24 protein-coding genes and 1 pseudogene are annotated in these 25,436 nt (G+C 70.7%); 14 read left to right on the top strand and 11 right to left on the bottom strand.

The genetic code is table 11. The annotated features are described in order from the left end of the window. The first annotated feature begins 307 nt into the window (after positions 1–307). Together ACIQVL_RS50665 and ACIQVL_RS50660 are read left to right on the top strand one after the other, a co-directional pair. Positions 308–1,150: a hypothetical protein gene (locus tag ACIQVL_RS50665; protein ID WP_403479180.1), complete on the top strand. Its 843-nt coding sequence runs from the start codon at positions 308–310 to the stop codon at positions 1,148–1,150. A 35-nt stretch (positions 1,151–1,185) separates the two neighbouring features. Then, a complete protein-coding gene (locus tag ACIQVL_RS50660) occupies positions 1,186–2,328 on the top strand; it encodes an amidohydrolase family protein (protein WP_355729234.1) in 1,143 nt (380 codons plus the stop codon). A gap of 119 nt (positions 2,329–2,447) precedes the next feature. Here ACIQVL_RS50660 and ACIQVL_RS50655 read toward each other — a convergent pair whose 3' ends face one another. Next, positions 2,448–3,011, bottom strand: coding sequence for a nuclear transport factor 2 family protein (locus ACIQVL_RS50655; protein ID WP_403479179.1), 564 nt, complete (start codon positions 3,009–3,011; stop codon positions 2,448–2,450). A 115-nt stretch (positions 3,012–3,126) separates the two neighbouring features. On the opposite strand from ACIQVL_RS50655, the gene ACIQVL_RS50650 reads away from it, so the two are divergent. Next, positions 3,127–4,047 carry a TIGR03564 family F420-dependent LLM class oxidoreductase gene (locus ACIQVL_RS50650; RefSeq protein WP_403479192.1) on the top strand — a complete coding sequence of 307 codons (921 nt, stop codon included), beginning with the start codon at positions 3,127–3,129 and terminating at the stop codon, positions 4,045–4,047. 150 nt (positions 4,048–4,197) lie between these two features. On the opposite strand, the gene ACIQVL_RS50645 is transcribed toward ACIQVL_RS50650, so the two are convergent. Then, positions 4,198–5,667 (bottom strand): NAD-dependent succinate-semialdehyde dehydrogenase, encoded by a 1,470-nt coding sequence (locus ACIQVL_RS50645; protein ID WP_403479178.1) that lies wholly within the window; start codon positions 5,665–5,667, stop codon positions 4,198–4,200. Positions 5,668–5,881: 214 nt separating this feature from the next. Between ACIQVL_RS50645 and ACIQVL_RS50640 the strand changes: the two genes are divergently transcribed. The 3 genes from ACIQVL_RS50640 (at position 5,882) to ACIQVL_RS50630 (ending at position 8,722) form a co-directional block, all read left to right on the top strand. Further along, the gene (locus ACIQVL_RS50640) at positions 5,882–7,351 is read left to right on the top strand and encodes a carboxyl transferase domain-containing protein (protein WP_403479177.1); all 1,470 of its coding nucleotides are present in this window, start codon (positions 5,882–5,884) and stop codon (positions 7,349–7,351) included. Further along, entirely contained in the window at positions 7,348–7,677 is a 330-nt protein-coding gene (locus ACIQVL_RS50635; protein WP_403479176.1) for a hypothetical protein, read from the top strand. Before ACIQVL_RS50640 ends, ACIQVL_RS50635 begins: the two co-directional genes overlap by 4 nt. A 106-nt stretch (positions 7,678–7,783) precedes the next feature. Next, positions 7,784–8,722 (top strand): VOC family protein, encoded by a 939-nt coding sequence (locus tag ACIQVL_RS50630; RefSeq protein ID WP_403479175.1) that lies wholly within the window; start codon positions 7,784–7,786, stop codon positions 8,720–8,722. Positions 8,723–8,802: 80 nt separating this feature from the next. Here the strand turns inward: ACIQVL_RS50630 and ACIQVL_RS50625 are convergent, their stop codons facing one another. The 3 genes from ACIQVL_RS50625 to ACIQVL_RS50615 all read right to left on the bottom strand — a co-directional run bounded on the left by ACIQVL_RS50625 (position 8,803) and on the right by ACIQVL_RS50615 (position 11,263). Further along, positions 8,803–9,960 carry a thiolase family protein gene (locus ACIQVL_RS50625; protein WP_403479174.1) on the bottom strand — a complete coding sequence of 386 codons (1,158 nt, stop codon included), beginning with the start codon at positions 9,958–9,960 and terminating at the stop codon, positions 8,803–8,805. Positions 9,961–9,985: 25 nt separating this feature from the next. Next, positions 9,986–10,405, bottom strand: coding sequence for a Zn-ribbon domain-containing OB-fold protein (locus tag ACIQVL_RS50620; protein ID WP_403479173.1), 420 nt, complete (start codon positions 10,403–10,405; stop codon positions 9,986–9,988). A gap of 90 nt (positions 10,406–10,495) precedes the next feature. Then, on the bottom strand, positions 10,496–11,263 hold the full coding sequence (locus ACIQVL_RS50615; protein WP_403479172.1) for an SDR family NAD(P)-dependent oxidoreductase: 768 nt from the start codon (positions 11,261–11,263) through the stop codon (positions 10,496–10,498). A gap of 187 nt (positions 11,264–11,450) precedes the next feature. Here ACIQVL_RS50615 and ACIQVL_RS50610 point away from each other — a divergent pair, with 187 nt between their 5' ends. Then, entirely contained in the window at positions 11,451–12,623 is a 1,173-nt protein-coding gene (locus tag ACIQVL_RS50610; RefSeq protein ID WP_403479171.1) for a thiolase family protein, read from the top strand. Positions 12,624–12,721: 98 nt separating this feature from the next. After that, positions 12,722–14,863, top strand: a complete 2,142-nt coding sequence (locus ACIQVL_RS50605) for an acyl-CoA dehydrogenase (protein WP_403479170.1) — start codon at positions 12,722–12,724, stop codon at positions 14,861–14,863. Positions 14,864–14,932: 69 nt separating this feature from the next. On the opposite strand, the gene ACIQVL_RS50600 is transcribed toward ACIQVL_RS50605, so the two are convergent. Genes ACIQVL_RS50600 through ACIQVL_RS50580 form a run of 5 tightly spaced genes read right to left on the bottom strand, consistent with a single transcriptional unit; the run spans position 14,933 to position 19,647 of the window. Continuing rightward, positions 14,933–15,349, bottom strand: coding sequence for a MaoC/PaaZ C-terminal domain-containing protein (locus ACIQVL_RS50600; protein WP_403479169.1), 417 nt, complete (start codon positions 15,347–15,349; stop codon positions 14,933–14,935). Positions 15,350–15,364: 15 nt separating this feature from the next. Continuing rightward, positions 15,365–15,913, bottom strand: coding sequence for a MaoC family dehydratase N-terminal domain-containing protein (locus ACIQVL_RS50595; RefSeq protein ID WP_403479168.1), 549 nt, complete (start codon positions 15,911–15,913; stop codon positions 15,365–15,367). Continuing rightward, positions 15,910–17,139: an acyl-CoA dehydrogenase family protein gene (locus ACIQVL_RS50590; RefSeq protein WP_403479167.1), complete on the bottom strand. Its 1,230-nt coding sequence runs from the start codon at positions 17,137–17,139 to the stop codon at positions 15,910–15,912. The genes ACIQVL_RS50595 and ACIQVL_RS50590 overlap by 4 nt, the downstream gene beginning before the upstream one ends. 54 nt (positions 17,140–17,193) lie before the next feature. Continuing rightward, complete coding sequence (locus ACIQVL_RS50585; RefSeq protein WP_403479166.1) at positions 17,194–18,240, bottom strand: acyl-CoA dehydrogenase family protein; 1,047 nt, start codon at positions 18,238–18,240, stop codon at positions 17,194–17,196. A gap of 45 nt (positions 18,241–18,285) precedes the next feature. Next, the gene (locus ACIQVL_RS50580) at positions 18,286–19,647 is read right to left on the bottom strand and encodes a VWA domain-containing protein (protein ID WP_403479165.1); all 1,362 of its coding nucleotides are present in this window, start codon (positions 19,645–19,647) and stop codon (positions 18,286–18,288) included. Between the two features lie 44 nt (positions 19,648–19,691). On the opposite strand from ACIQVL_RS50580, the gene ACIQVL_RS50575 reads away from it, so the two are divergent. Further along, entirely contained in the window at positions 19,692–20,378 is a 687-nt protein-coding gene (locus tag ACIQVL_RS50575) for an alpha/beta fold hydrolase (protein ID WP_403479164.1), read from the top strand. A gap of 17 nt (positions 20,379–20,395) precedes the next feature. Here the strand turns inward: ACIQVL_RS50575 and ACIQVL_RS50570 are convergent, their stop codons facing one another. Then, a complete protein-coding gene (locus ACIQVL_RS50570) occupies positions 20,396–21,250 on the bottom strand; it encodes an AAA family ATPase (protein ID WP_403479163.1) in 855 nt (284 codons plus the stop codon). Positions 21,251–21,422: 172 nt separating this feature from the next. Here ACIQVL_RS50570 and ACIQVL_RS50565 point away from each other — a divergent pair, with 172 nt between their 5' ends. From ACIQVL_RS50565 to ACIQVL_RS50545, 5 genes and pseudogenes are all read left to right on the top strand, one after another. Then, positions 21,423–22,550, top strand: a complete 1,128-nt coding sequence (locus tag ACIQVL_RS50565; RefSeq protein WP_403479162.1) for an acyl-CoA dehydrogenase family protein — start codon at positions 21,423–21,425, stop codon at positions 22,548–22,550. An 11-nt stretch (positions 22,551–22,561) separates the two neighbouring features. Further along, the gene (locus tag ACIQVL_RS50560) at positions 22,562–23,842 is read left to right on the top strand and encodes an acyl-CoA dehydrogenase family protein (RefSeq protein WP_403479161.1); all 1,281 of its coding nucleotides are present in this window, start codon (positions 22,562–22,564) and stop codon (positions 23,840–23,842) included. A 45-nt stretch (positions 23,843–23,887) separates the two neighbouring features. Next, positions 23,888–24,808, top strand: coding sequence for an alpha/beta hydrolase (locus ACIQVL_RS50555; RefSeq protein ID WP_403479160.1), 921 nt, complete (start codon positions 23,888–23,890; stop codon positions 24,806–24,808). Then, complete coding sequence (locus tag ACIQVL_RS50550; RefSeq protein ID WP_403479159.1) at positions 24,805–25,311, top strand: DoxX family protein; 507 nt, start codon at positions 24,805–24,807, stop codon at positions 25,309–25,311. The genes ACIQVL_RS50555 and ACIQVL_RS50550 overlap by 4 nt, the downstream gene beginning before the upstream one ends. Before the next feature lie 23 nt (positions 25,312–25,334). Beyond that, a pseudogene (locus tag ACIQVL_RS50545) lies at positions 25,335–25,436 on the top strand (electron transfer flavoprotein subunit beta); the annotation flags it as partial.

Genomic DNA, 25,436 nt, shown 5'->3' with positions numbered 1-25,436 from the left:
TGTTCGGTGGCGTAGAACCCGGATGGACCGGCACCTATGACGGCGATTCGGGGTGGGGGAGTCTGGGCCACGTCTCGGACCTTTCCGGCGGCGACGTTCGAGCGGAACCTGATCCGTCCCGGGCCTGAACATTTGATGGTGCGCCATACCGTAGCAATTACCGGAAGCGCACTCAAGCGCTGGGCGCAAGGCTGTCGTCCGAAGTCCGCGGGGGTGCTGACGTCGGCGCCGCACACTTCTTGCCGGGCGGAGTTGAGGTGCATACAGTAGGGCTATCAGTAAAGGTCGGTCAGAACGGAGGGCCGTAATGCACAGGCCTCTCACGGTCGAACATCTGGGGCAGCTGAATCTGTTCACGCAGTCCTTCGACGCCGAGCTGGAGCGGCAGCAGGACGTCTTCGGCGCCCGTATTCTGCGGCGGTGGGAGGACGGGCGGGCGGGCAGCAGGAACGCCCTGGCTCTGATCGGCCGCACCGGTATCGCGACATACGCCCCGGCCACGCCGGGCGGACCGGTCGCGCACGAGTTCACCGGCAACGGCCTCGGCTGGGACTCCGTGGAGTGGTCGGTGTCCTCCGTGAAGGACGCGGCCGCCTTGATGCGGGACCACGGCTTTCGGGTGACCGAGAGCGCCGACGCTCGCGCCTTCGTGGACCCCGAGGGCATGCACGGCCTGGCGATCATGCTCACGGAGCGCCGCGACGAGGCCCACGACCGTGACCTCGCGGGCTGGAAACCCAACTTCTGGTCGGACGAGCATCCCCTCGGTCTCCTGGGCGGCGTGACCGTCAAGGTGGTCGCGGTGGAGCCGGAGAAGGCCGCGGCCGGTCTCGCCGCACTGGTGGGCCGTGAGGCGTACGCTGTCGAGCGTAAACACGTGAACATGGCCGGCCACGGAGTGCGGTTCGGGGACCATGCCGTGGAGTTCGTCGGCTCGACGACCGGGTCCGAAGCGGACCTCGCCGGTGTCGCCCTGGCCGAGCGCGGGGAGCGCATCTTCTGCCTGACCTTCACTGCGCGAGACCTGCTCGCGGCGCGGGCCTTCCTGGTGGGCAGGGATGTGCCGTTCGAGCAGTTCGGCCGGTACAGCCTCCTGCTCGCCCCGGTCGACGCGGGCGGAGCCCGCATAGAGATCACCGACGTCGGCTGAGTCGATGACACCCCTGTTTGCAATTGGAGGATCGCATGCTGCCATCTGATGCCCAGATCGTCTCCGTCGACGACCACGTCATCGAGAACCCGAACGTCTGGGTCGACCGTCTGCCCGCGAAGTACCGTGAGATCGGCCCCCGGATCGAACACCGCCCCGACGGCAGCGACGTGTGGATCTACGAGGGCAAGCTCGCGGGCACCCTGGCCCTCAACGCCGTCGCCGGCAAGGACCCGAAGGACTTCGGTCTGGACCCGCGCAGCTACGACGACATGCTTCCGGGCTGTTACGACATTCATGACCGCATCAAGGACATGGACCTCGAAGGCGTCTGGGCCCAGATGTGCTTCCCGAGCATGGGCGGATTCGCCGGCAGCGGGTTCGCGAACTCGAAGGATCTCGACCTTGCGACCGCGTGCGTCCGGGCCTACAACGACTTCATCCTGGACGAGTGGTGCGCGGCGTATCCCGAGCGCCAGATCCCGCTGGTGATGGTGCCGTACTGGAACGTCGAGCAGAGCGTCGCCGAGATCGAGCGCACGGCTGCGAAGGGCGCCAAGAGCGTCACCTTCCCGGAGCTACCCGACCGGCGTGGGCTGCCGTCGTGGCACACCGACCACTGGGACCCGGTCCTGGCGGCGGCCGCCGCGCATGACCTGCCGCTCTCGCTGCACTTCGGGTCCGGCGGCAGCCCCCAGGTCTCACAGGAGGGGAACTCCAGCAACTTCACCGTGGCGATCTCGCTGTTCGGCCTGAACTCGATGAGCGCGACCGCGGAGCTGCTGCTCTCGCCCGTGTTCCACAAGCACCCCAACCTGAAGGTCGCGCTGTCCGAGGGCGGCATCGGCTGGCTGCCCTACATGCTGGAGCGCATCGACACCGTGTGGGAGCGGCACCGCTGGTACAACGACGTCAACCGGGACGTCCGTCCCTCCGAACTGTTCAAGGACCACATCTTCGGCTGCTTCATCTCCGACCGGGCCGGTGTGTACGCACGCCACCTGATCGGCGTGGAGAACCTCATGTTCGAGAGCGACTACCCGCACTCGGACAGCAACTGGCCGCACACCCGCAAGCTGCTCGAACAGGTCATGCTCGACGTCCCGGACGACGAGGCCCGTCTGATGGCCGAGCTGAACGCCCGCCGTCTGTACAACTTCCCGCGCGCCGCGGCCTGACCTGAGGGTCCGTCTCCACCAGCCCGCCACTGGGACCTCTGCGGGTGGAGACGGACACGCCCAGGCGCCGCAGGACGCGCTGATTCCCTGCCTGGCCGTCAGCGTGAGAGGAGCTGTGCTCACCAGCGTGCCGGCGCCTCCGTGTCCACGCGCAGTGGACGATGGTAGGAGAGGTCCCTCCGGTCGCGTGTGCCCTTGAGGAAGCCCTGCTGCTTGAAAAAGGGCGCCTTGAGCATGGAGGCATCGCCGCTCATCGTCCACTCGACGGTGCTGCGGCGCACGGCGATCCGCCATTCCCCGTCACGCCGTTCGAGGCGGTCGAGGTAGCGGCCGCTGATCAGCTGCGCGGACGTCCCGTCATGACCGAGCAGTGCCACGAAGACGTAACTCTCGCAGTGCGCCTGGTCGCCGTCGATGTCGCAGGTGTGCGTCGTGATGTTGTGGGTGTGCAGCTGGGCGCCGGCGCTGTGGGTGGAGTTGGCCCACGCGGCGTACCGAGGGCCCGGATTGATGCTCCTGCCGTGTTCGTCGACACCGTCCTCGGTGTAGGCGGCGGTGAGCAGGTCGCTGTCGAAGCGGTCGTGGCCGCGGGCATGGCGCGAGACGCAGTCCAGGATCGCGGTCCGGTCCATGAGATGACGGACGTCTCGTTGCAGCTGTTCGAAAGCCACCTCGTCGATCATGCCATGACCCTCCAGTCGGCCCGACCGAGATGCATATGGTGTTCGCTGATTGCGAGAACTATATTCTCAGTCCGGATCGCCAACCGGCAACAGCCCGTTCCACGGAGGTGTGACCATGCGAATCGGCCTGACCGGAGGGGCCTCTTCGCCGGACAAGCTCGTCGACCAGGCGGTGCGGGCCGAGGCCGACGGCTTCCACGCACTCTGGTACGCCAGTACGGTCCTGGGGGATCCCCTGGTCGCCATGGCCCTGGCCGGCCGGGCCACGTGCGCCATCGAGCTCGGCACCGCAGTGCTGCAGACCTACCCCTGCCATCCACTGCTCCAGGCCAACCGCGTCGGCTCGGTGAGCGCCGCCATGGGACGGCCCGGCTTCACTCTCGGTATCGGTCCGTCGCACGCACCGCTCGTCCGCGACGTCTACGGAATGTCGTACGACCATCCGGGCCGCAGCACCGAGGAATACGTCCGGATTCTCGCCGGGCTGCTCCGCGGGGAGACGGTCGACTTCGACGGCGAGGACTGGACGACGCACGGTGCCGGCCGGTCGGTTCCCCCGCCCCACCCCGTGCCGGTCCTGGTCTCCGCGATGTCACCGCGCCTCTTGCGTGTGGCCGGGCAGTACGCTGACGGCACCGTGCTGTGGATGGCCTCCGCGAAAGCGATCGAGACCCATGTCGCGCCACGCATCCGCGCTGCGACGGCTGCCGCAGCGCGTCCGGAGCCGCGTATCGTCGCCGGCCTGCCGGTCGCGGTCCATGACGACGCCGCCGAAGCCCGGGCCGCCGTCGCCGCCACGTCCGGCGTGTACGCGGGGATGTCCAACTACCAACGGATTCTCGACATCGGTGGCAGCGCGGGGCCCGCGGACGCGGCCGTCGTCGGCGACGAAAAGGCTGTGCGCGCCCAGCTCCACGGTCTGTTCGACTCCGGTGCCACCGACTTGTGGGCCGCCATAGTCCCCGTCGGCGACGACAAGGCAGCATCCGCGCGTCGTACGAGGGCGTTGCTCGGGGAGCTCGCCGCCGCCAACTGAAGAGGCGGCTTTCGAACTTGCACGGCGGGCTGCTGCCCCGGTGTGCACCGCAGGGCAGCCCGCGGTATCAACGGAGGGAGTAACTCCCCATGTTGCGGCGGCGCATCCACGGGAGTGGAGACTGCGCCGCCCCGAGCCGCAGGGGGCAGGTCAGAGCGAGATGCCCACCAGCTTGGTGTCGAGGTACTCCTCGATGCCCTGCGGGCCGCCCTCGCGGCCCAGCCCGCTGTGTTTCGTGCCGCCGAACGGCGCGGCGGCGCTCGTCGGGTTGATGTCGTTGATGCCGACGATGCCGAAGCGCAGTTGCTCGGTGACCCTGAAGGCCCGCGACAGGTTCTCGGTGTAGACGTAGGCCGCGAGACCGTAGGCCGTGTCGTTGGCCATGGCGATCACCTCGTCCTCGTCGTCGAAGGCGATGACGGGGGCGATCGGGCCGAAGGTCTCCTCGTAGTAGACGTCCATCGCCGGTGTCACGCCGGTCAGGACAGTGGGGGCGAAGAACTGGCCGCCCCGCAGGGGCGGGTCGGTGAGCCGCTCGCCGCCGGTCAGCACCTTGGCGCCGTGCTCGACGGCGTTCGCCACCTGCCGCCGCATCTTCGCCATGGCGGCCCCGTCGATCAGCGGGCCGATGGTGACGTCCTTGTCGAGGCCGCTGCCGGCCTTCATCGCAGCCACGCGCTCGACCAGGACGTCGAGGAAGTCGTCGACCAGCTCCCGCTGGACGAAGATCCGGTTGGGGGAGATGCAGGCCTGGCCGGTGTTGAGGAACTTGACCAGGCCGAGGCCCTTCGCGGCGCGTCGCGGGTCGGCGTCGCCGAAGACCAGGAACGGCGCGTGGCCGCCGAGTTCGAGGGAGACCCGCTTGACGGTGCGCGCGGCCTTGGCGTTCAGCGTCATGCCGACCTCGGTCGACCCGGTGAAGGTCAGCTTGCGGACGGCCGGGCTGTCCAGCAGGGTGTCGCCGACCGCCCCCGGCTCGCTGGTGGTCACCAGGTTGACCACACCCGCGGGCACGCCGGCGTCGTGCAGCACCTGGAAGACCGCGACGGCGCACAGCGGGGTCTGCTCCGCCGGCTTGAGCACGATCGTGCACCCGGCCGCGATCGCCGGCGCGACCTTGCGGGTGATCATGGAGATCGGGTAGTTCCACGGTGTGATCGCGGCGACCACGCCGACCGGCTGACGCATGGTCATGAAACGGTGGTCCGCCCGCGAACTCGGGATCGTCGCGCCGTAGACCCGCTTGGCCTCCTCGGCGTACCAGCCGAGGAAGTCCGCGGCGTAGCGCACCTCGTTGCGTGCCGCCTTGAGCGGCTTGCCCTGCTCCTTGGTCATGAGCAGTGCGAGGTCCTCCGCGCGCTCCAGCATCAACGCGTGCGCACGCTCCAGATGGGCCGCCCGCTCGTAGGCGGTGGTCCCTGACCAGGTGGCGAACGCCGCGGTGGCGGCGTCGACCGCCTGTTGGGCGTCGGTGGCCGCTCCGTCCGAAGCCGTGCCGAGCACGGATCCGTCGGCGGGGTTGAGCACGTCGAACTCCTGGCCGGAGGCGGCCGCCCGCCACGCTCCGTCGATGTAGATCGTGGTCGCGGCGGACGACCGATCGGAATTCTCGGCACTCATCGGGCGGGTCCTCTCAGCGCATCGACAGACAGGTAGTCCTTACTGTATTCCTTTCGGGATGCCTTGTCAGTGACTGCGACCAGCCTTTTCGCCGGTGCCGCCTGTGACGTTTGCCGCGTTGTCGTACGGGCCGCGAGCTGAGATGTTTGCCGGACCATCAACCTGTCTGCCCGAGCCTCCGGCTCGATGGCGCCCCAGCGATGGGAACTCCTCTATGACCGCCGAGCGCAATCGCGCGCGCCCGTCCTTTCCTCCCCTGACGCATGAATGGGACGCCGATCTGGCCTCGGCGAACCCGCTCCGATTCCCCGGATACGACGCTCCGGCCCCGCAGGACGAATCCGTCCGCACCGGTGTCGCCCCGCATCCCCGCGGCCCGATCGCCGTGGTCGAGTGCCGGTTCGACCGACACGGCGGCACGATGGGCGTGGCCGCTGGTGAGCGCATCGTGCGGGCCTTCGGCCGGGCCCGTGAGGCGGGGTTGCCTGTCGCCGCGTTCGTGGCCAGCGGTGGTGCGCGGCTCCAGGAAGGCATGCTCGCGCTGACCCAGATGGCACGCACCGCCGGCGCGGTCGGGCGGTTCCGCGGCGGATGCCTGCCGTTCGCCGCCGTACTGCGCCCGCACACGACCGGAGGCGTCTACGCCTCCTGGGCCTCCCTCGCCGATGTCCTCGCCGCGGAGCCCGGGGCCACGATCGGGTTCGGCGGCCCCCGGGTGGTCGAGCAGGTCACGGGTTCCCTTCCGCCCCGCGATTCCCACACGGCGGAGGCGGCCTACGCCCAGGGACGGGTCGACGCTCTGGTCGGTCCGGAGGCTCAGTGGGCATGGCTGGGCGACGTGCTGTACGGTCCCGGACCTGCCCTTCGGCTGCCCCCCGGGCGACCGCGGCCGACCGCCCCGCGCGCGGTGCCGCGCGACGCGTGGGACGCCGTCCTGCACGCCCGCGACCCCTCGCGTCCCTCGGGACTCGAGTGGAGCGCCCTGCTGACCGAAGGCTGGGTGGAACTGCGCGGCGCTGACCCGGCCGTGCGGGCCGGCCTCGCCGTCATGGCCGGGGAACGAATCGTCGTCGTCGCGATGGACCGCCACGCTCACGGCGACGCGTCCGCGCGTGTGCTCCCGGCCGGATACCGCCTGGCCCAGCGTGCGTTCGCCCTCGCGGAGCGGTTGCGGCTGCCGGTGCTGGCCCTGATCGACACCCCCGGTGCGGAACCCGGTCCGGCGGCCGAGGCCGACGGCCTGGCCGGCGAGATCGCCCAGACCCTGCTCGTGATGTCCGGCCTGACCGTGCCCACGGTGGCCGTCTGCGTCGGTGAGGGCGGCAGCGGCGGGGCGATGGCCTTCGCGCACGCCGACCGCCTGCTCGCGCTGGAGGGATCGGTGTTCTCCGTCATCGGCCCGGAGTCGGGAGCCGCGGTCCTCTACCGCGACGCGTCCCGCGCGCCGGAGCTGGCCCGGTCGTTCCGGCTCACCGCGGCGGAGCTAGCCCGCCTGGGTGTCGTCGACGACGTGCTTGCGGACGGCGATGTCGGCGCGGTCCGTTCCGCGGTCGTCGCCGCGCTGCGCGAGGCGCGACCCGGCGAGCGTGACGCTCGTGTCGACCGGCTCGCCCGCGGCCAACTGCGGGTGATGCCGGGTGAATCACGGATGATCCGGTTCGAAACGAAAGGGATGGTCGGATGAGTACGGCGATGTTCCTGGCCTGGAGCAGCCCGGTGAGCCCGGAGGCGGAGGACGAGTTCAACGACTGGTACGTCAACACGCATGTTCCGCAGGTGCGAGAGGCCGTCCCGGCCGTCACCGCCGTGCGCCGGTACGCCCTCCTGGGCTCCGGCGGCGAAGCGGGGCCCCGGCGCTACCTGTGCTGCTACGAACTGGCGGACGCGGACGCGGCCGGTGCGGCGCAGGCGCTGTCATCGGCCGCGGAGCAGGGCCGGTTCGAGATGACCCCCGCGATGGACAGGACCACCGCGCCGCCCGAGCTGCAGTTCCTGGAGCCGGTCGACTGACGACTCGGTCCGGTGTGCTCCGCCGTCGGTTCCGGACGCTGTGCACGGTGCGACTGTAAGCCTTACGATAAGCAATACGGAAAAGTTACCCGTCGGAGGGACGGTCGTGCAGAAGCAGGCGAGGAAGACCGGTGACTTCGGCATCGGCATGATGATCCACGCGGTCCACATGACCGATGACGTCACCAAGCTCAACCAGTTCTACGAGGACGTGTTCGGCGGTCTGGTGTACCTGGGCGTCGACGAGCCGAACTTCCTCCCCACGGAGGACAGGTGGGCCGGACTGATCGTGATCGGTGACCTGTGCATCGAGACGATGGCGCCCAACACGCCCGTCGACGCGACCAAGCCGGTCGGGAAGTTCTACAGCAAGTTCGGGCAGCACCTGCACTCGGTCGGCTACCTGGTCGACGACCTGGTCGGGCTGGGCAACCGGATGATCGAGAAGGGCATCTACATCGGCAAGCCGGGCGGCGGCAAGATCGAGCAGATGGACCCGGACGTGAAGTACTTCTACCCGAGCCCGCGCGACACGGCGGGCCTCATGGTGGAGATGTGCCGGACCCACATGCCGAACGACCCGCGTGAACTGGGTACCTGGTCGTCGCTCCGCAAGTTCTGGGAGACCAGCCACCCGCTCGGGATCAAGCGTCTGCTGTACGTGACGCTCGGCGTGAAGGACCTCGAATCGGCGGTCAAGACCTACGTCGACGTCATGCAGGCCGCGCCGATCGCCGAGGGCATCGACGACGGCGGGCAGTACAAGTTCGCGACCCTCCACCTCGGTGACTGCCTGCTCCAGCTCGCCGAACCGCTCGGCGCGGACTCGGCGCTCGGCAAGCATGTCGCGCAGTGGGGCAACATGATCTACTCGATCACGTTCCGGATCAACGACCTGGACTCGGCCGAGAGGTGGCTGAACGGGAAGGGCATCAGGACCTTCCGCCCGCGTGCCGGACTGCTCGCGGCCGAGCCGGAGGACACCTTCGACGCGCCGTACTTCTTCACCACGGACGTGCTGGAGGGCGACCCGTTCGAGGAGTGATCCCGCCTGTCTGCGCGTCGGGCCCGCGAGGAGTCTCTCCTCGCGGGCCCGACGGCTGTGCGGGGGGGGGGGAGAGTGCGTCATTCGTTGGTGATCAGGGCGCAGCCGGCGAACGGGCCGACGGCGTTGCTCACCACGCCGACCGTCGGCCGGCCCGGCAGCGCCCGCTCGCCCGCCGTGCCGCGCAGCTGACGGGTGACCTCGATGAAGTAGTTCGCGCCGTGGCGCCGTCCGACATTGCACGCGCCGCCGTCGGTGTTGGTCGGGATGATCCCGTCGGCCCGGGTGTTCCCGGACGACACGAAGGGCCCGCTCTCGCCGACGCCGCAGAAGCCGAGCGCCTCCAGCCACTGCAGTGCGATGAAGGAGAAGCCGTCGTACAGCCCCGCCACGCCCACGTCCGACGGCTTCAGGTCGGTGCGCGACCACATGCGCCGGGCGGCCCGGAACGGTGACGACTGCGTCATGTCCTCGACCAGGCTGAAGTCGCCCTCGGCGGTGGTGCCCATCGCCCAGGAGTCGAAGAACACCGGCTTCTGCCGCAGGTCGCGGGCGCGCTCCTCGGTGGTGAAGATGAGCGCCGAACCGGAGTCGACCGGGTAGTCGCAGTCCAGCAGCCGCAGCGGCGAGGCGATGTAGCGCGCGTTCATGTAGTCGTCGAGGGTCAGCGGCTCGGTGAAGAACGACTCGGTCGGATTGGCGATCGCGTACTCGCGCTGGGCGACTGCGAAGGCGCCGAAGTCCTCCTCCTTGGTGCCGTACATCGCCATGTGCCGCTGCATGTACAGCCCGGCCCAGTGGGCGCCGGTGAACGAGCCGTAGGGCATGGTGAACTGGAACCGCCCGGGTGCCTCGTACCCCGTGCCCGGAAGCAGGGAACTGCCGCCCGCCGCACCCGAGCGATGCACGGTGCGGAGCGTGAGAACCATGTCGGCACTGCCGGAGGCGATAGCGGCGATGCCGTGCAGCGCGGCCATGGAGTAGGCGGCGCCGTCGACCGACCCGGAGTAGAACGCCAGGTCGGGGATGCCCAGCATCGCCGCGGTGTGCGTCGCCGACACGTACTGATGGGGAAAGCTGTGTACGACGACGCCGTCGATGTCGGCCGGCGTCACACCGGCGTCCTGCATGGCTGCGACCGATGCCTGGGCGGTGAGCGTGTCGAGTGACAGGCCGGTGTCGCGGCCCACGGTCGAGTAACCGACACCGACGATCGCGACGCGCTGTTTCTTGGGCACGGGAATCCTCCGAGTGCGGTGTCCGTCAGGCCCGTGCCACACGGAAGACGGGCAGGGTGATCTCGTCGCTGAGGCGGCGGAAGCACACCTCGACGGGGTCGCCGACGGCCACCCCGTCAGCCGGGAGATCGACGATGTTGGTGAGAAGCTTCAGGCCGGGCTGGTCGTCGAGTTCGACCACCGCGATGCACAGCGGCATTCTGTCGGCGAAGGAGGGGTGGAACGCCTGCGTGGCCATCTCGTAGCTGTACACGGTGCCCCGTCCGGACACCGCGGCCCCGCCCAGGTCGAAGGAGAGACAGGAGTGGCAGACCGGCTCCGGCGGATGCTGGAAGGTGCCACAGGCCGAGCAGCGCTGGACCGCCAGCTCCTGGCGCCCGGCCGCCTCCCAGAAGAAGCCGGTCAGCCCGTCCGGAACGGGCACCAGTGGGGGTGACTCGGCCATGCCTGGCTCCCTGTCTGCTGTGGCGTGACCACACGCCTGATGTTGTATACCGTAAGCCGTGCCGTATCCCTGCCGTCCCGGCAGGGAGGCTCAGATGTTGAACCGCTGGGCGCCGTCGATACGGATGACGGTGCCGTTGAGGTAGTCGTTCTCGGCGATGTGCAGGGCGAGCCGGGCGTATTCGTCGGCGTGTCCCATGCGCTTGGGGTTGGGCACTCCCGGCCCCCACTTGGCCTGTGCCTCCTCTTCGGGCATGCGGTAGGCGGGGGTGAAGAAGGTGCCCGGCGCGATGCACATGATGCGGATCCCCGCCGGGGCGAGGTCCCGTGCCGCCGTGAGCGTGAGCCCGATGACGCCGCCCTTCGCCGCGGAGTAGTCGCTCTGGCCCACCTGGCCCTCGAAGCCGGCGATGCTCGCGGTCGAGATGACCACGCCGCGCTGGCCGGAGTCGAGCGGTTCGTTGTGGGTCATCGCCGCGGCGGCCTTGCTCATCACGCGGTAGGTGCCGGTGAGGAATATGTCCATCGTCCGGGCGAAGACGTCGGCGGAGTAGGGCGTGCCGTCCCGGCTGACCATCCGGCGTCCGGCCACCGGACCGCCGTGGACGACGACGGCCGTGCGCAGCGGACCCAGCTCGGTCGCTGCGGCCACCGCCCCGTCCACGGACTCGTCCTTGGTGACGTCGGTGGGGACGAAGACGACGGCGTCGCCGAGCTCGGCGGCGAGCGCCTTGCCCTTGTCCTCCGCGAGGTCGGCGACGACCACCTTGGCACCGGCCGCCACGAGGCGGCGGGTGGTCGCCTCGCCGAAGCCGCCGGCACCGCCGGTCACGAGTGCGGACGATCCGGAAAGATCCACGATTCCTCCTTGGGGCGACCTGCCACGGCGGCGTTCCGCCGGGCGACGGCGGGGTGATGTCCCGCGGGAACCAGCAGGGTTCGATTCGCCGGAAGTACTGTACTGTTGTGGCAACAGTATTGACTACTGTTTCGCGTCGGCCAACAGGGCGCCGTGGACCCGAGGCCATCACCCGAGAGAGGTGCACGTGTCCGCTCCAGTCATCGTCAGCGCAGTCCGCACGGCCATCGGTACCGCCCGCAAGGGCACCCTCGCCAACACCAGCGGCGAATTCCTCGCCTCGGCGATCCTTGAGGAGGTCGTGCGCCGGTCCGGTCTCGATCCCCAGCGGTTCGACGACGTCCTGCTCGCGGAGAGCCAGTACGGCGGCGGCGACCTCGCACGCTACGCCGCCGTCGTGAACGGCATGCTGGACGTGCCCGGCGTCGCGCTCAACCGGCACTGCGCCGGCAGCCTCACCTCCATCGGCCTGGCCGCGGCGTCGGTGATGTCCGGGATGGAGTCGGCGCTCGTGGCCGGTGGCGTGCAGGCGTCCTCGATGGCGCCGCGGCTGCGGCAGCGCGTCGCCGGCACGGTCGACGACTACGTCGACTGGTATCCCGCCACGCACCCGGACTCGCCCGCGGCGCCCAACTCCGACATGTCGATCTCGGTGGGCTGGAGCACCGCGAAGGCCGCCGGCATCACGCGGGAGGAACAGGACGCCTGGGCCTACCGGTCGCACCAGCGCGCGGTCGCGGCGATCGACGCCGGCAAGTTCACCGAGGAGATCGTGCCGCTGAAGTTCGACGGACCGAACGGCACCCCGGTCGAGTTCGCCGTGGACGAGCATCCGCGCCGCGACACCTCGCTGGAGAAGCTGGCCTCGCTGAAGGTGCTGCACCCCGAGATCTCCGGCTTCTCCATCACCGCGGGCAACGCGAGCGGCGTCAACGACGCGGCCGCCGCCGTGACCGTGACCAGTGCGGAACTCGCGGCCGCCGAGGGGCTCACCCCGCTGGCGAAGGTCATCGCGTGGGGCGCGGCCGGGGTGGACCCGGCGCTGATGGGCTTCGGGGGGCTGCGCGCGGCCGACAAGGTGCTGGAGCGGGCCGGACGGACGTACGCCGACGTGACGCTGTGGGAGATCAACGAGGCGTTCGCCTCCGTGCCGATCGCCGCCTGCAAGGAGTTCGGGCTGGACGAGGAGCGGGTGAACTTCAGCGGCAGCGGTTGCAGTCTCGGGCACCCGGTGGCCGCGTCCGGTGCCCGCATGATCGTGACGCTCGTACACGAGCTGCGCCGCCGCGGCGGCGGTCTCGGGCTCGCGACCATGTGCGCCGGCGGGGGTCAGGGCGGCGCGGTCCTCATCGAGGTCTGACGGCTGCGACAGTGGTCGCAAAGGTCATACCGTAAGTAATCCGGTAAGTTCAGTGGCCGACGGTGGGTCGGCCGGTCCCGGTATCGAGGAGTCGCCCGATGGGGCTTGCCATCACCGAGGAACACCAGGCACTGGCGGACGTCGTTCGCTCCTTCGTGGCCGACCAGCGGGTCAGCAGCGGCGCGCGGGCGGCACTCGACGCCGACGCCCCTGCCGTGCCCGAGACGTGGAAGCGGATCGGCGACCTGGGCTGGCTGGGCCTGCATCTGCCGGAAGAGGTGGGCGGCTCCGGCTTCGGGATGCCCGAACTCGCCGTCGTCGTCGACGAACTGGGCCGTGCGATCACCCCCGGCCCGCTGCTGGCCACCGCCACCGCGTCCGGGGTCCTGTCCGAGGCCGGCGGTGACGCGCTGCGCGGGATCGTCACCCGGCTGGGCAACGGCTCGGCCGTCGCCGGACTCGGCCTCGCGGCCGGACTGATCCGTGACGACGACGGCGCGTACAGCGGCGAGCTGACGGTGCTCGCCGGCAGATGGGCCGACGTGCTCCTCCTCGCGGCCGGCGAGGACCTGCTGGTGACACCCGCCGCCGCGGTCGACGTGGTCGCGGTGAAGGGCCTGGACCCGTCGCTGGGGCTGGCCAAGGTCTCCGTCACCGGGCTCGTCCCGGCCGACGGCCACGTCCTCGCCGGCGCCCTCGGCCCGGCGGTCGCGCAGTTCCGGACGCTGGCCGCCGCCGAGGCCGCCGGCGGGGCCCGGGGCTGCCTGGAACTCGCGCTGGAATACGCCAAGGTGCGCGAGCAGTTCGGCCGTACCATCGGCAGCTTCCAGGCCGTCAAACACCACCTGGCGAACATGCTGGTCGCCGTCGAGCTGGCAACGGCGCTCGCCTGGGACGCCGCCCGCGGGGCGGCGACGCGGGCCGAGGCGAACCTGGCGGCAGCGGCGGCGGCAGGCATGTCCCTGCGGAGCTACCAGGAGTGCGCGCAGCAGGCCGTCCAGATCCTCGGCGGCATCGGCTTCACCTGGGAGCACGACGCCCACCTCTACCTCCGGCGTGCTGCGGCGCTACGGGCAGTGGTAGCCGCCTGCGGGTCGGACGAGGACGACGTCCACGAGGCCACACAGGCCGGCCTGCGGCGGCAGTTCGCGCTCGACCTGCCGGAGGAGGCCGAGGCCTATCGCGCCGAGGCCCGTGCCTTCCTCAAGGACTACCGCACGACCCCGGAGGAGGAACGCCGGGCCCTGCTCGTGTCCTCCGGATATTTGGTACCGCACTGGTCCGCGCCGTTCGGACGTGGCGCGGGCGCGGTCGAGCAGCTCGTCCTGGAGGACGAGCTGGCCGAGATCGAGATGCCCTCGCTCGGCATCGGCGGGTGGGTGCTGCTGACGCTCACCCAGACCGCGGACCAGGAGCAGATCGAACGCTGGATCCGGCCGAGCCTGCTCGGCGAACTGCAGTGGTGCCAGCTGTTCAGCGAACCGAACGCCGGCTCGGACGCCGCCGCCGTGCGCACCCGCGCCGAGCGCGTCGAGGGCGGCTGGCGGGTGAACGGCCAGAAGGTGTGGACGAGCAACGCGCACGCCTGCAACCGCGGCCTCGTCACGGTACGGACCGACCCGGAGGCGCCGAAGCACAAGGGCATCACGGCCATGGTCGTCGACCTGACCGCGCCCGGCGTGGAGATCCGGCCGCTGCGCGAGATCACTGGTGACGCGCTGTTCAACGAGGTCTTCTTCGACGACGTGTTCGTGCCCGACGCCGATGTCGTCGGTGAGCCCAACGGGGGCTGGAAGGTCGCCCGGGCCACCCTCGGCAACGAGCGGGTGACGATCGGCGGCGGGTCGGCCGAGCGCCTGTCGGCGTTCGAACTGATCGACCTCGCGGAGCGGAACAACGCGGTCGACGTCGAGAGCCGGCGGGCGATCGCCCGGCTCGTCGTCGAGGAGCAGGCGATGCGGGTGATCAACCTGCGGCAGGCGACGCGTGCCGTCGTCGGCGCGGGGCCGGGCGCGGAGGGCAACGTGACGAAGCTGCTGTCGGCGGAGCACGCGCAGCGCGTGAGCGAGCTGGCGCTGCGGTTGTGCGGCACGGCCGGTGTCACCGGGGAGGCACCGGAGATCGCCACGGAATACCTGTTCGACCGGTGCCTGACGATCGCGGGAGGCACCTCCGAGATCACCCGCAATGTCATCGCCGAACGCCTGCTAGGCCTGCCACGCGACCCGCTGGTGCGCTGACCGGGCACAAGGAACGCGCTGGGCCCGCCCCGTGATCGGGGGCGGGCCCAGCGCGTTCGGCGTCAGGCGTCAGTCATCGAGCTCGACGACGGCGGTCCCGGGAGCGATCCTGTTGCCGTCCTGATCCTCGGTCCACACGTCGAGATCGACCATGCGCAGGCCGTCCTCGACACGCACCGCGGTGACTGTGCCCCGCGCGGTGACGGTCATGCCGCGGGTGTTGACGGCACTGAAGCGGCAGCGGAGCGACACGATACGGCCGGACTCGCCGAGCCAGTCGCGCAGCACGTTGTGCAGGTAGGCCCACTGCAGGTTGCCCATCCCGAAGGCCCCGGAGTGGCCGGCGGCACGTCCGGCCTCGTCGTCCATGTGGATCGGGACGAACTCGTCGTTGACGGCGGCGTAACGGTTCCAGTGGGCGAAGTCTGTCGTGCGGGTGAACTCCGGCAGGCTGTCGCCGACGGCCGGACTGAGCATGGTGGTCATGGTTCCTCGACGCGTTCAGTAGCGGATGAGAGTCATACGGCCGCGCTTGACGAGTTCGCCGTGCTGGTTCGTCCAGGTGTCCTCGGTGACGGTGAACAGCATCAGGCCGAGCCGGCCGGGACGCTCGGAGTAGGACACCAGCCGGTTCTCCGAGGTGATCACGTCGCCCGGCCGCATCGGCACGCCGTAGTCGACTTCCATGCCCCCGTTGAGCTGGAACCTCAACGGCGGCGGTGTGACGCCGAGCCTGCGCTCCACGGAGTTGGGGTCGTTTTCCTCAGCCTCGGTCGGCGCCGTGGGCTGTTCCGCCGCCAGCCAGGCGAACGGGTTGAAGTCCTCCGGCGCGGTGATCCCGCCGTACCGGGACTTCGCGGCGGCCTCGGCGTTGATGAAGCGCTCGGGCGGGATTTCGGGATAGTAGACGGCGAGCGCCCAGCGGCGGATGTCGGACTCGGAGACGGGGAAGGAGACCCGGCGGGACAGAGTGCGGCCGATGGCCGTCCGCATCTCGTCGGAGACGCGGGTCGGCACGTCGGGGTCCGCGGTGTTCGTGGTGTCGGTCATGACTGCACTGCTCCTGAGGGGTTACGGCGCCCGGCCGGCAGGAACGTCCTGCTGCCGGGGTACGTCGGGCGGGGCAGGCCCAGCACGTGCTGGGCGATGATCGTGCGGAACACCTCGACGGTGCCGCCGTACGTGGCGGTGCCCTGGGCGAAGCGGTGGGCGTGGTCGACGGCGCCGTCGCCGGGCGCGGCATCGGTCCCCGGCGCCAGCAGCCCCAGTGGCCCCAGCAGGTCCACGAGGTCGGCCGCCGCCTCGACCAGGACGTCGGATCCCCTGACCCGGCCCATCGGCCCCGGGGTGAGTGTCGCGCACTCCAGGTCCACGGCGATCCGGGCCAGCCGGGTCACGACGCTCGGGTCGTCGGCGGGGCGGCTGCCGTCCGGCCGCTCGGTCAGCGCCCACTCCATCGCGGCGTCGAGGGCCGGTTCGAGGACCCGCATGAAGCCGTGGCCGATCGAGAGGTCGCTCAGGCCACCGCCGTCGAGGCCGATGCTGTGCTCCTCGTCCAGAGGCCCTCTGAGCACCGACCAGCCGTCGTTGACAGCACCCAGGCGGTAGCGGTCGGGGACACGGACGTCGTCGTAGTAGACGATGTTGGTGCGTTCGCCGCTGAAGGCCCGGATCCCCTGGATCTCGACGCCGGGTAGGTCGAGGGGGACCAGGAACATGGTGAGGCCGCGGTGCTTGGGGGCCTCGGGGTCGGTCCGCGTGATCAGGAAGGTGTACTGGCAGTTGTGCGCGCCCGTGGTGAACATCTTCGAACCGTTGACGACCCACTCCTCGCCGTCACGGACCGCCCGCACCTTCGCCGCGGCGATGTCCGAGCCACCGTCCGGTTCGGTGTAGCCCAGGCAGAGGCGGACGGTGCCGGCGGCGACCTTCGGCTTGAGGTCGTCGCGCAGGTCCGGCTCGGCGTAACGGTCGACCGCCTTCCAGATCATGTTCGTGACGTTCGCGGTGACCATCGGGGTGCGGCGGCGCTCCAGCTCCAGTTCGAGGATCCGGCGGCACACCGGGTCGAGGCCGGCACCGCCCTCCTCGACCGGCCAGCCGGGCGTCAGCCAGCCGCGCGATGCCAGCGCCAGGTGCACCTCGGCGTTGAAGCCGTCACCGGTCTCGCGCTCGCGCACGTGTACGTCGTCGGTGACGATCTCGTCGAGGAACTGCCGGACGTCGGCGGCGAACGCCGCCTGCTCGGGGGTGAGTGCGACGAGCCCGAAGTCCATGGAAGCCTCCTTGGAAGGCGTAGAGGGCGTGCGACGGTGAGACGAGCGGCGGCCTCAGCCCCGCCGGGTGGACAGCAGCCGTTCTCCGATGACCGACAGGTCGGCGCCCGGGTCGCCGGCGAGCGCGCTCCAGCCCTTGGCGCGCAGGAAGTACAGGCCGGCGTCGGCCTCGACGGTGAACCCGAGGCCGCCCTGCAGGTGCGCCGCGGTGGTGGTGCCGTGGGTGGCCGTCCGGCGTGCCGCGTCGAACGCCATGAGGGGAAGCTCCGGCCGGGTGCCCGGCTCGTGGTCGGCCGTCCAGGCGGCCTTGTACACGTAGTTGCGGGCCCCGGAGACCGCGATCGCCACGTCGGCCAGCGGGAAGGAGACACCCTGCAAGGTGCCGATCGGTACGCCCATCGTCTCGCGGGTCCTGGCGAACTCGACGGCAAGAGCGAGCGCGGCCTCGGTCATGCCGACCAGTGCGGCGGCGGTGAGCAGCTTCCATTCGCCGACGGCCGCGGTGTGTGCGGCAAGTGCCGCCTCGCCCGAGGCGAGTACGGTGCGGGTGGCGTCGTCGTCCCGCACCCACCAGGCCAGCGGAGTCGAGCCCTGGTTGGGGACGTGCTTGGCCGGCTCGGGCATCGAGAACAGCACGAGTTCGTCGCCGTCCAGGGCGATCACATCGGCGGCCACCGCGGCGTCCGGCACCAGTTGGGCGGCTCCTGCCCGAGCGGATGTGTGGGCGAGCGTGACCAGACGCTCACCTTGGGCGGCGGAGTGCACGACGTCGGCCGGAGCGCCGGTCGCGGCGAGCAGCCGGGTGGCGGTCACGTGACTGGCCAGGGGCACGGGGGCCAGGGTGCGGCCCCATTCCTCGGCGACGAGAACCAGGTCGACCAGCGTGGCGTCGTCGCCACCGGCGGACCCGGGCAGGCTCATCGAGGCGATGCCCAGGCCGGCCAGCCGCCGCCACAGCGTGGCGGCGAAGCCCAGCGGCTCCGCGGCGCGTACGACGGACGGGGGTGATTCGTTGCTGAAGAAGTCCGCGAAGGCGTCGCGGACCGCGATCTGGTTCTCGTCCGGCGACGGATCCAGACGGCGCAGTGCGTCATGTGCCATGCGGTCACCTCTCTTCGGTCTGTGGCGGGGACGGTGTGCGGTGGCTCAGGCGAGGCGTTCGACGAAGGCGCGCAGCTGCCGCAGGTTGCGGCACTCCACGACCTCGTCGCAGGAGCGGGCGTACCGGCCGATGACGGAGTCGCCGCTGTCCCACGCGGCCCGCGACTCGGGGTTGAGCCAGAACAGGTGCCCGCAGCTGCCGGCGATCCTGGCGAGCGCGTCGGCGCGCGGTGCGTGGTGGTTCGTGCGCGCGTCGCCCAGGACCAGCACGGTGGAGCGGGCACGCAGGTCACGGGCGTGATCCCGCCAGAAGGTCTCCAGCGCGTTGCCGTAGTCCGAACGGCCGTCCAGCCGGACGCCGAGCCCGAGCCGGTTGATCTCGCTCGCCACCTCCAGCACGTTCGCCGACCGCTCGATCAGGTCGGTGACCTCGTCGAGTCCGTCCACGAACACGAAGCAGCGCACACGTGAGAACTGGGTGCGCAGCGCGTAGGTGAGCTGCAGGGTGAACATCGCGAAGGTCGAGACCGATCCGGAGATGTCGGCGAGCACGACGAGCTCGGGCTTGGCCGGGCGCGGCGGGTGATAGCGCAGCTCGACGGGCAGGCCGCCGGTCGAGAGCGAGGCGCGCATGGTCCGGCGGACGTCGATCCTGCCACGGCGGCCGTGCCGACGGCGTTGGACCAGGCGGGCGGCGAGCTTGCGGGACAGCGGCTGGATCGTGTCGCGCAGGGCGGGCAGTTCCGCGGTGGCGGCGGTGAGGAGGTTGACGTCCTCCGGCAGCGGTCGCCGCAGGGTCCTGGCGACGGCGTCGGCACCGCGATCGGCCACGAGCCGGCGCCGGATCTCCGCCTCCACCTCCAGCCGGAACGCGGCGAGCCGCCGTTCGACGTCCTCCAGGAACAGGCGGCGGGGGAGCGGGTCGGCGAAGGCGGCCGGCGTGCGCTCCCCAGCCCGCCGCACGAGGGCGGCGGTCACGTGATCGACGTCGAGGGCGCGCATCGCACGGAACAGGTAGTACGTGCCGGCCACGGCGCGGCCCGGCTGGATACCCGCATGCCGGTCGACGAGCACGCGCGCGAGGTGGCGTTGGAGCAGGGACCCGTCCTCACCGGCCTCGATCGTCTCGACGAGCAGGCGACGGATGGTGTCGTCGTCCAGCTCACCCGGCCCGAGGCGACTCTGGTCGACGCCTCCGAAGTAGACATCGAACACCATGTCGAAGGCGCTGAGGTGGTCGGCGGACTTGACCAGCGTGACCGCGAGAGCGTCCTTCAACGCCTCGCGGTCCGCAAGGCCGACCGGGCCCAGCGCGGCGGCGGCGTCGACCTTCTCCGACACCGAGACCGGGACGCCGACGGCGCGCAGTTCGTCGACAAGTCGGTCGAGGGTGGCGATCAGGGTCACGACTCAACCCTCGAAGGCGGTCCCGAAGCCATTACAGTAATCGCATGCACAATCGTCCGGTACTGCTGATCCACGGCATGGGTTCGTCGTACGAGCACAACTGGGTGACCCCCGGCTGGGCCGACCTCCTGCGCGAGAGTGGGCGTGAGGTCGTCGGAGTGGAACTGCCCGGTCACGGGGTCGGCGGGCGGACCGGCGACCCCACGCGCCCGGCGCCGGAGGTGCTGCTCGAAGCAGCGGCCGGTATCGCTCCTGTCGACGCGGTGGGATTCTCGGCGGGCGGCTTCGCGCTGATGGTCGCGGCGGCGAGGAAGCCGGAGGCCTTCGGATCCGTCGCCCTGCTCGGCGTCACGGACGGCGGTCTGCCCGGGAACCGCGGGGGAGACCCCGGGACGCGTGCCGTCGCGGACGCTCTCGAATCCGACGAGGAGCCCGTCGACGGCATACCGCGGCTGATGCGGCGCCTGGTCGACACGGCGGGCAACGACCGGGGGGCGGTCGCCGCGTTCGCCCGGTCGAGGCAGCCGCGTGCGGGGACCGGCGATCTCGCCGAAATCACCGCGCGCTGCCTGGTCGTCGAAGGCGGCGCCGACCGTGGTGGCCCGGCCGAGCTGATCGCCGCGGCGATACCGCACTGCTCGCGGGTCGTGCTGAAGGGCGTCGATCACTTCTCGCTGCCGAGTGACATCGGATGCCTCGACGTGGTGCTCCGCTTCCTCGACGGGGAGTGACGCCCCGGTAGGCGGCCTCACTCGCCGAACTCCTTCAGGGCGAGATCGATGTCGCTCTCGTTCTTCAGCAGCACCGGCAGGGTGTCGGCGAGCAGTTCGCCCGTGACGTCGTCCGCACCGAGCAGGACGAGGGTGCGCGCCCAGTCCAGGGTCTCCGCCACGGACGGCTTCTTCCTCAACTCCAGTGAGCGCAACGACCGCACCAGCTGACCGACCCTGTCGGCGAGGACCGTGTCGATGCCGGGCACCCGCGCCAGCACGATGTCGCGCTCTCGCTCCACCGTGGGGTAGCCGAGGTGCAAGTAAAGACAGCGGCGCTTGAGCGCCTCGGACAGCTCCCGGCTGTTGTTCGAGGTGAGGAAGACCAGGGGCGTGGAGCGCGCCCGCAGGGTCCCCAGCTCGGGAATCGACACCTGGTAGTCCGACAGCACCTCCAGCAGCAGTGCCTCGGTCTCGATGTCGAGCCGGTCGACCTCGTCGACGAGGAGCACGACCGGTTCCTCGGAACGGATCGCCTCCAGCAGCGGACGGGTGAGCAGGAAACGCTCGTCGAACAACTCGTTCTCGGAACCGTCCGCGCCGGCCCGCGCGATGTGCAGCAGCTGCTTGCGGTAGTCCCACTCGTACAGGGCCTTCGCCTCGTCGAGGCCCTCGTAGCACTGCAGCCGTATCAGCCGCAGACCGCAGGAGTCGGCGACGCTCTTGGCCAGCTGGGTCTTGCCCGTGCCGGCCGGCCCCTCGACGAGCACGGGCTTGCCGAGGCGTTCGGCGAGATGCACGACGCCCGTGATGCGCGGACTGGGCACATAGCCCGTACCGCGCAGCCGGTCCGCGACCTGCTGGGGCGAGTCGAAATGCGGCGAGATGGCCATCTCCGGCGCTCCCCGTGCTCGGACGGCGTGCTGGCCCGCACACCTTCACGGGCTGCACGTTGCTTTTACGGTATGCATTACCGTAATGGCGTGTAGACTGCCGGTCAAGGTAACTCGGGTGCACGTGACCGTCGGCTTCGCGGTACATCCTCGGGAGGACAAAGGTGCCGTCATGAGATTCGAACTGACCGCCGACCAGCGCCTGTTGCAGACGGCGACGGTGGACTATCTGGAGAAGTCCGCCCCGCTCGGCGTGGTCCGCGCGCTGCACGACGAGGGCCGCTCGTTCGACCGGCGTGTCTGGCAGCGCGGGGCGGAACTGGGCTGGACCTCGCTCCTCGTGCCCGAGGAGGCAGGCGGCGGCAGCGTCTCCGGCGAGGGTGTCGTCGACGCGACGATCATCGCCGAGCAGTTCGGACGCGGCTGCGCGCCCGGGCCGCTCGCCGCGGTCAACGTCGTCGCCGCGGCCCTCGCCGAGTCGGCCGACGCGGACCGGCACGCCGGACTTCTCGGCAGGCTGCTCGACGGCTCGGCGGTCGCCGCCTGGGCCTGCTGCGCTCCCGAACGGGGCTGGGACCCCGAAGCGGGCGCGATCGAGGCGCGACCCGACGGGGACGGATACGTCCTCCACGGCACCCACGACGCGGTCGAGGACGGCGCCGACGCGGACGCGTTCCTCGTGCTCGCCCGCACCCCGGAGGGGCTGAGCCAGTTCGTCGTGGACCGCGACACCGACGGCCTGTCCGTCCTCCGGCTGGAGAGCCTCGACATGGTGCGCGGCTTCGCGCGCGTCCACTACGCCGGTGTACGCGTCCCGGCGACCGCGCTCGTGGGCGCCGCCGGCGCCGCCGAGGCCGCCGTCGAGCGCCAGTTCCAGCTCGCCGTCCTGCTGCAGTGCGCCGAACTCGTCGGCGCCGTCGAGCGCGTGCTGGAGTTCACCCGGCAGTGGATGTTCGACCGCTACTCCTTCGGCCGGCCGCTCGCCTCCTACCAGGCGCTCAAGCACCGGATGGCCGACATGACCCTGTGGTCGGAATCCGGCCAGGCGACGATGGCCGCCGCCGCCCAGGCGGTGCAGGACCGCCGCTCCGATGCCGGAGAGCTCGTCAGCGTCGCGAAGTCCTACATCGGTCAGCGCGCCACCGACATCATCCAGGACTGCGTCCAGCTGCACGGCGGCCTGGGAGTCACCTGGGAGCACGACATCCACATCTACCTGCGCCGGGCCACGGTGAACCGGCTCAGCTGGGGCACGCCGTCCGTGCATCGCCGCCGTATCGCCGATCTGCTGAACGTCTGAGGAGACCCGAGATGACCGCGACGACCACGGCCGCACCGGACGTCACCGGCAGAGAGAGCGTGGAGAGCTTCCGCCTGCGGGCCCGCCAGTGGATCCCGGCGAACCTGCGGCGCCTCGCCGACCTGCCCGCCGAGGAGGAGGCCACGGGCCCCATGGCCCATGACGAGGCTGCCTGGCAGCGCGCCCGCGCCCTGCAGCGCAAGATCTACGCGGGTGGCTTCGCCGGAATCTGCTACCCGAGGGAGTACGGCGGTCTCGGCCTCACCCCCGAGCACCAGCGCGCCTTCAACGAGGAGGCCGCGGGCTACGAGATGCCGATGCTGCTGAACGTGCCGACGTTCACCATCTGCGGCCCGACGATCCTCGACATGGGCAGCGAGGAACAGAAGCGCGAGCATCTGGCGGCGGCGCTCCGCGGCGACGAGGTGCTCGTGCAGTTCCTGTCCGAACCGGACAGCGGTTCGGACCTCGCCGGAGCCACCACGCGCGCCGAGCGCGACGGTGACGTCTTCATCCTGAACGGCTCGAAGACCTGGAGCTCGGGGGCCTACGCCGCCGACTACGCGCTGTGCCTCGCCCGCACCGACTGGGACGCGCCCAAGCACCGGGGACTGACGATGTTCCTGATGAAGGTGCACCAGCCGGGCGTCCACGTCGAGCGCATCAAACAGGTCAACGGCGGCGACGAGTTCTGCCAGGAGTTCTTCGACGACGTCGTGGTCCCGGCCTCCGCAGTGGTCGGCGAGGTGGGCGGCGGCTGGGCGGTCGCCTCACGCCAGCTCTTCCACGAGCGCAACGCCGTCGGCGGCGGCTCCCCCTACTTCAGCGGCGTCCGGACCGCGAGGAGCCGGGGGCCGCAGATCGACATGCTCATCGACCTGGCGAACCGCACCGGCCGGGCGGATGACCCGTACGCCCGTGAGCTGATCGCGGAGGCGCACGCCCTCGGCGTCATCCACCGGCACCTGGTCGAGCGGGTCGCTGCGGGCATGCGCGCGGAGAAGATGCCTCCCACGGCGGGCTCACTCATCCGCCTTTTCCACGGCGAGAGCGCCACCCGGCAGGCCGAGATCGCCCTGGAACTCGCCGGCCCGACGGCGGCGATGTCCGCCCCCGACGGCCCGGACACCCGCGAGGTGGGCGTGTCCTACCTGTTCCGCCAGGCGGCCCAGCTCGGCGGCGGCAGCACCGAGATGGCACGCAACATCATCAGCGAACGGATCCTCGGTATGCCCCGCGAGCATGCCACCGACCGCGACGTCCCCTTCAACCAGGTCCGGCGCGGGCGCTGAAGGCCGAACGCACCTCCGGCATCCTGGAAGGACGCGCAGCGCCACATGACCACAGCAGAACCCGGCCTCGCCGCCACCTGGCCCGGCGCCGACGTGGACCGGCGGACCGTCCGTCCGGGGGGCATACCCGTCTCCGCCCTGGTGGCCGAAGTCCCACGCCCGCAGGCGGTGATCGTCGCCCTGCACGGCGCCGCCACCTCCTCCGTCTACTTCGACCACCCCGGCCACCCGCGCCTCTCGCTGCTCCGTACCGCGGCGGCCCTCGGCTTCACCGTCGTCGCCGTCGACCGCCCCGGATACGGCGGCTCGGCCGGCCACGACGAGGACCTGCCCACCCACCAGTCGCGCACCGACCTCCTCTTCGCAGCGGTCGACGCACTGCTGGAGGACAGCGAGCGCGGCCGGGGACTCTTCCTGTGGGCACACTCGGCCGGCTGCCAACCCGCCCTGCGGATGGCCACGGACCCGCGTGGTGCCGGCGTGCTCGGCCTCGAACTGGCCGGCATGGGCCGCGAACCCCACTGGCGGAGGCGCGAGGCCCTCGATCAATGGCGGCGCGATCCCAGCGGCCCCCGGCCACGGCTGCGCGTGTGGGAACCGCCGGACGCCTATCCGGCCGACGTGTACGGCGGCGCCCGCATCGGTTCGCCCACGCCGGCCTACGAGATGCGCCATCGGGAAACCTGGCGGGAGGAGATCGTCGAGGTCGCCGCCCGTGTCCACGTCCCCGTCCACATCACCCTCAGCGAGCACGAAGAGGTATGGCGCAGCGGCCCCGAGGCCCTCGCCGACCTCGCCTCCCTCTTCACCTCGGCACCCCGTGTGGTGACGGCCGAACAGGCGGGCGCGGGTCACAACATCAGCGTGGGGCACACCGCCCTCGCCTACCACCTCAGCGTCCTGGCCTTCGTCGAGGAATGTGCCCTCGGCGTGTCGGGACCTGCCCTTCGAGGAGCAACGACATGAGTGAGGCGGGCGACGCCGCTCTGCTGCTGGTACGCCTGACTCTGGGCGCGGTGATGGCCATGCACGGCTGGAACCACTGGCGAGGCGGGGGTGGCATCGAGGGCACCGCGCGCTGGTTCGCCGGACTCGGGCTGCGCCGACCCCGCCTGCAGGCCTGGCTCAGCGTGCTCACCGAGATCGGCGCGGGCATGCTGCTGGCCGCCGGGCTGTTCACCTCGCTGGCCGGCGCGGCCGTCATCTCGGTGATGCTGGTCGCGGGCCTCCTCGCGCACCGCCGCAACGGCTTCTTCGTCTTCAAGGACGGCTACGAGTACGTCCTGGTCCTCGCCGTGTTCTCGCTGGCACTCGCGGCCTGGGGGCCCGGCAAGTACGCGGTGGACACGGCCACGGACATCGATCTGACCGGCTGGCCGGGTGCCGGCGTGGCGCTCGGCGCCGCGGTCCTCGGGACGGGAGCTCTGCTGGCGCTGTTCTGGCGTCCGCAGGCATCGAGCGGTACCTGACCCGCCACGCAAGGAGAACAAGAATGAGCTTGAGGATCGTTGTCACTGTGAAGTACGTGCCCGACGCCACTGGCGACCGGCACTTCGCCGATGACCTGACCGTCGACCGTGACGACGTGGACGGT

The sequence above is a fragment of the Streptomyces sp. NPDC090499 genome (assembly GCF_044769305.1).
Taxonomy (GTDB): Bacteria; Actinomycetota; Actinomycetes; order Streptomycetales; family Streptomycetaceae; genus Streptomyces.
This window is presented reverse-complemented; position numbering and strand designations above follow the sequence as displayed.

Excerpts from the sequence above, each read along its gene's own strand:
- ACIQVL_RS50595 (WP_403479168.1), bottom strand. The coding sequence starts at position 15,913 with ATGACCGACACCACGAACACCGCGGACCCCGACGTGCCGACCCGCGTC.
- ACIQVL_RS50550 (WP_403479159.1), top strand. The coding sequence starts at position 24,805 with ATGAGTGAGGCGGGCGACGCCGCTCTGCTGCTGGTACGCCTGACTCTG.
- ACIQVL_RS50620 (WP_403479173.1), bottom strand. The coding sequence starts at position 10,405 with ATGGCCGAGTCACCCCCACTGGTGCCCGTTCCGGACGGGCTGACCGGC.
- ACIQVL_RS50600 (WP_403479169.1), bottom strand. The coding sequence starts at position 15,349 with ATGACCACCATGCTCAGTCCGGCCGTCGGCGACAGCCTGCCGGAGTTC.
- ACIQVL_RS50655 (WP_403479179.1), bottom strand. The coding sequence starts at position 3,011 with ATGATCGACGAGGTGGCTTTCGAACAGCTGCAACGAGACGTCCGTCAT.
- ACIQVL_RS50565 (WP_403479162.1), top strand. The coding sequence starts at position 21,423 with ATGAGATTCGAACTGACCGCCGACCAGCGCCTGTTGCAGACGGCGACG.
- ACIQVL_RS50660 (WP_355729234.1), top strand. The coding sequence starts at position 1,186 with ATGCTGCCATCTGATGCCCAGATCGTCTCCGTCGACGACCACGTCATC.
- ACIQVL_RS50635 (WP_403479176.1), top strand. The coding sequence starts at position 7,348 with ATGAGTACGGCGATGTTCCTGGCCTGGAGCAGCCCGGTGAGCCCGGAG.
- ACIQVL_RS50590 (WP_403479167.1), bottom strand. The coding sequence starts at position 17,139 with ATGGACTTCGGGCTCGTCGCACTCACCCCCGAGCAGGCGGCGTTCGCC.
- ACIQVL_RS50650 (WP_403479192.1), top strand. The coding sequence starts at position 3,127 with ATGCGAATCGGCCTGACCGGAGGGGCCTCTTCGCCGGACAAGCTCGTC.
- ACIQVL_RS50605 (WP_403479170.1), top strand. The coding sequence starts at position 12,722 with ATGGGGCTTGCCATCACCGAGGAACACCAGGCACTGGCGGACGTCGTT.
- ACIQVL_RS50585 (WP_403479166.1), bottom strand. The coding sequence starts at position 18,240 with ATGGCACATGACGCACTGCGCCGTCTGGATCCGTCGCCGGACGAGAAC.
- ACIQVL_RS50555 (WP_403479160.1), top strand. The coding sequence starts at position 23,888 with ATGACCACAGCAGAACCCGGCCTCGCCGCCACCTGGCCCGGCGCCGAC.
- ACIQVL_RS50560 (WP_403479161.1), top strand. The coding sequence starts at position 22,562 with ATGACCGCGACGACCACGGCCGCACCGGACGTCACCGGCAGAGAGAGC.
- ACIQVL_RS50575 (WP_403479164.1), top strand. The coding sequence starts at position 19,692 with ATGCACAATCGTCCGGTACTGCTGATCCACGGCATGGGTTCGTCGTAC.
- ACIQVL_RS50570 (WP_403479163.1), bottom strand. The coding sequence starts at position 21,250 with ATGGCCATCTCGCCGCATTTCGACTCGCCCCAGCAGGTCGCGGACCGG.
- ACIQVL_RS50640 (WP_403479177.1), top strand. The coding sequence starts at position 5,882 with ATGACCGCCGAGCGCAATCGCGCGCGCCCGTCCTTTCCTCCCCTGACG.
- ACIQVL_RS50645 (WP_403479178.1), bottom strand. The coding sequence starts at position 5,667 with ATGAGTGCCGAGAATTCCGATCGGTCGTCCGCCGCGACCACGATCTAC.
- ACIQVL_RS50665 (WP_403479180.1), top strand. The coding sequence starts at position 308 with ATGCACAGGCCTCTCACGGTCGAACATCTGGGGCAGCTGAATCTGTTC.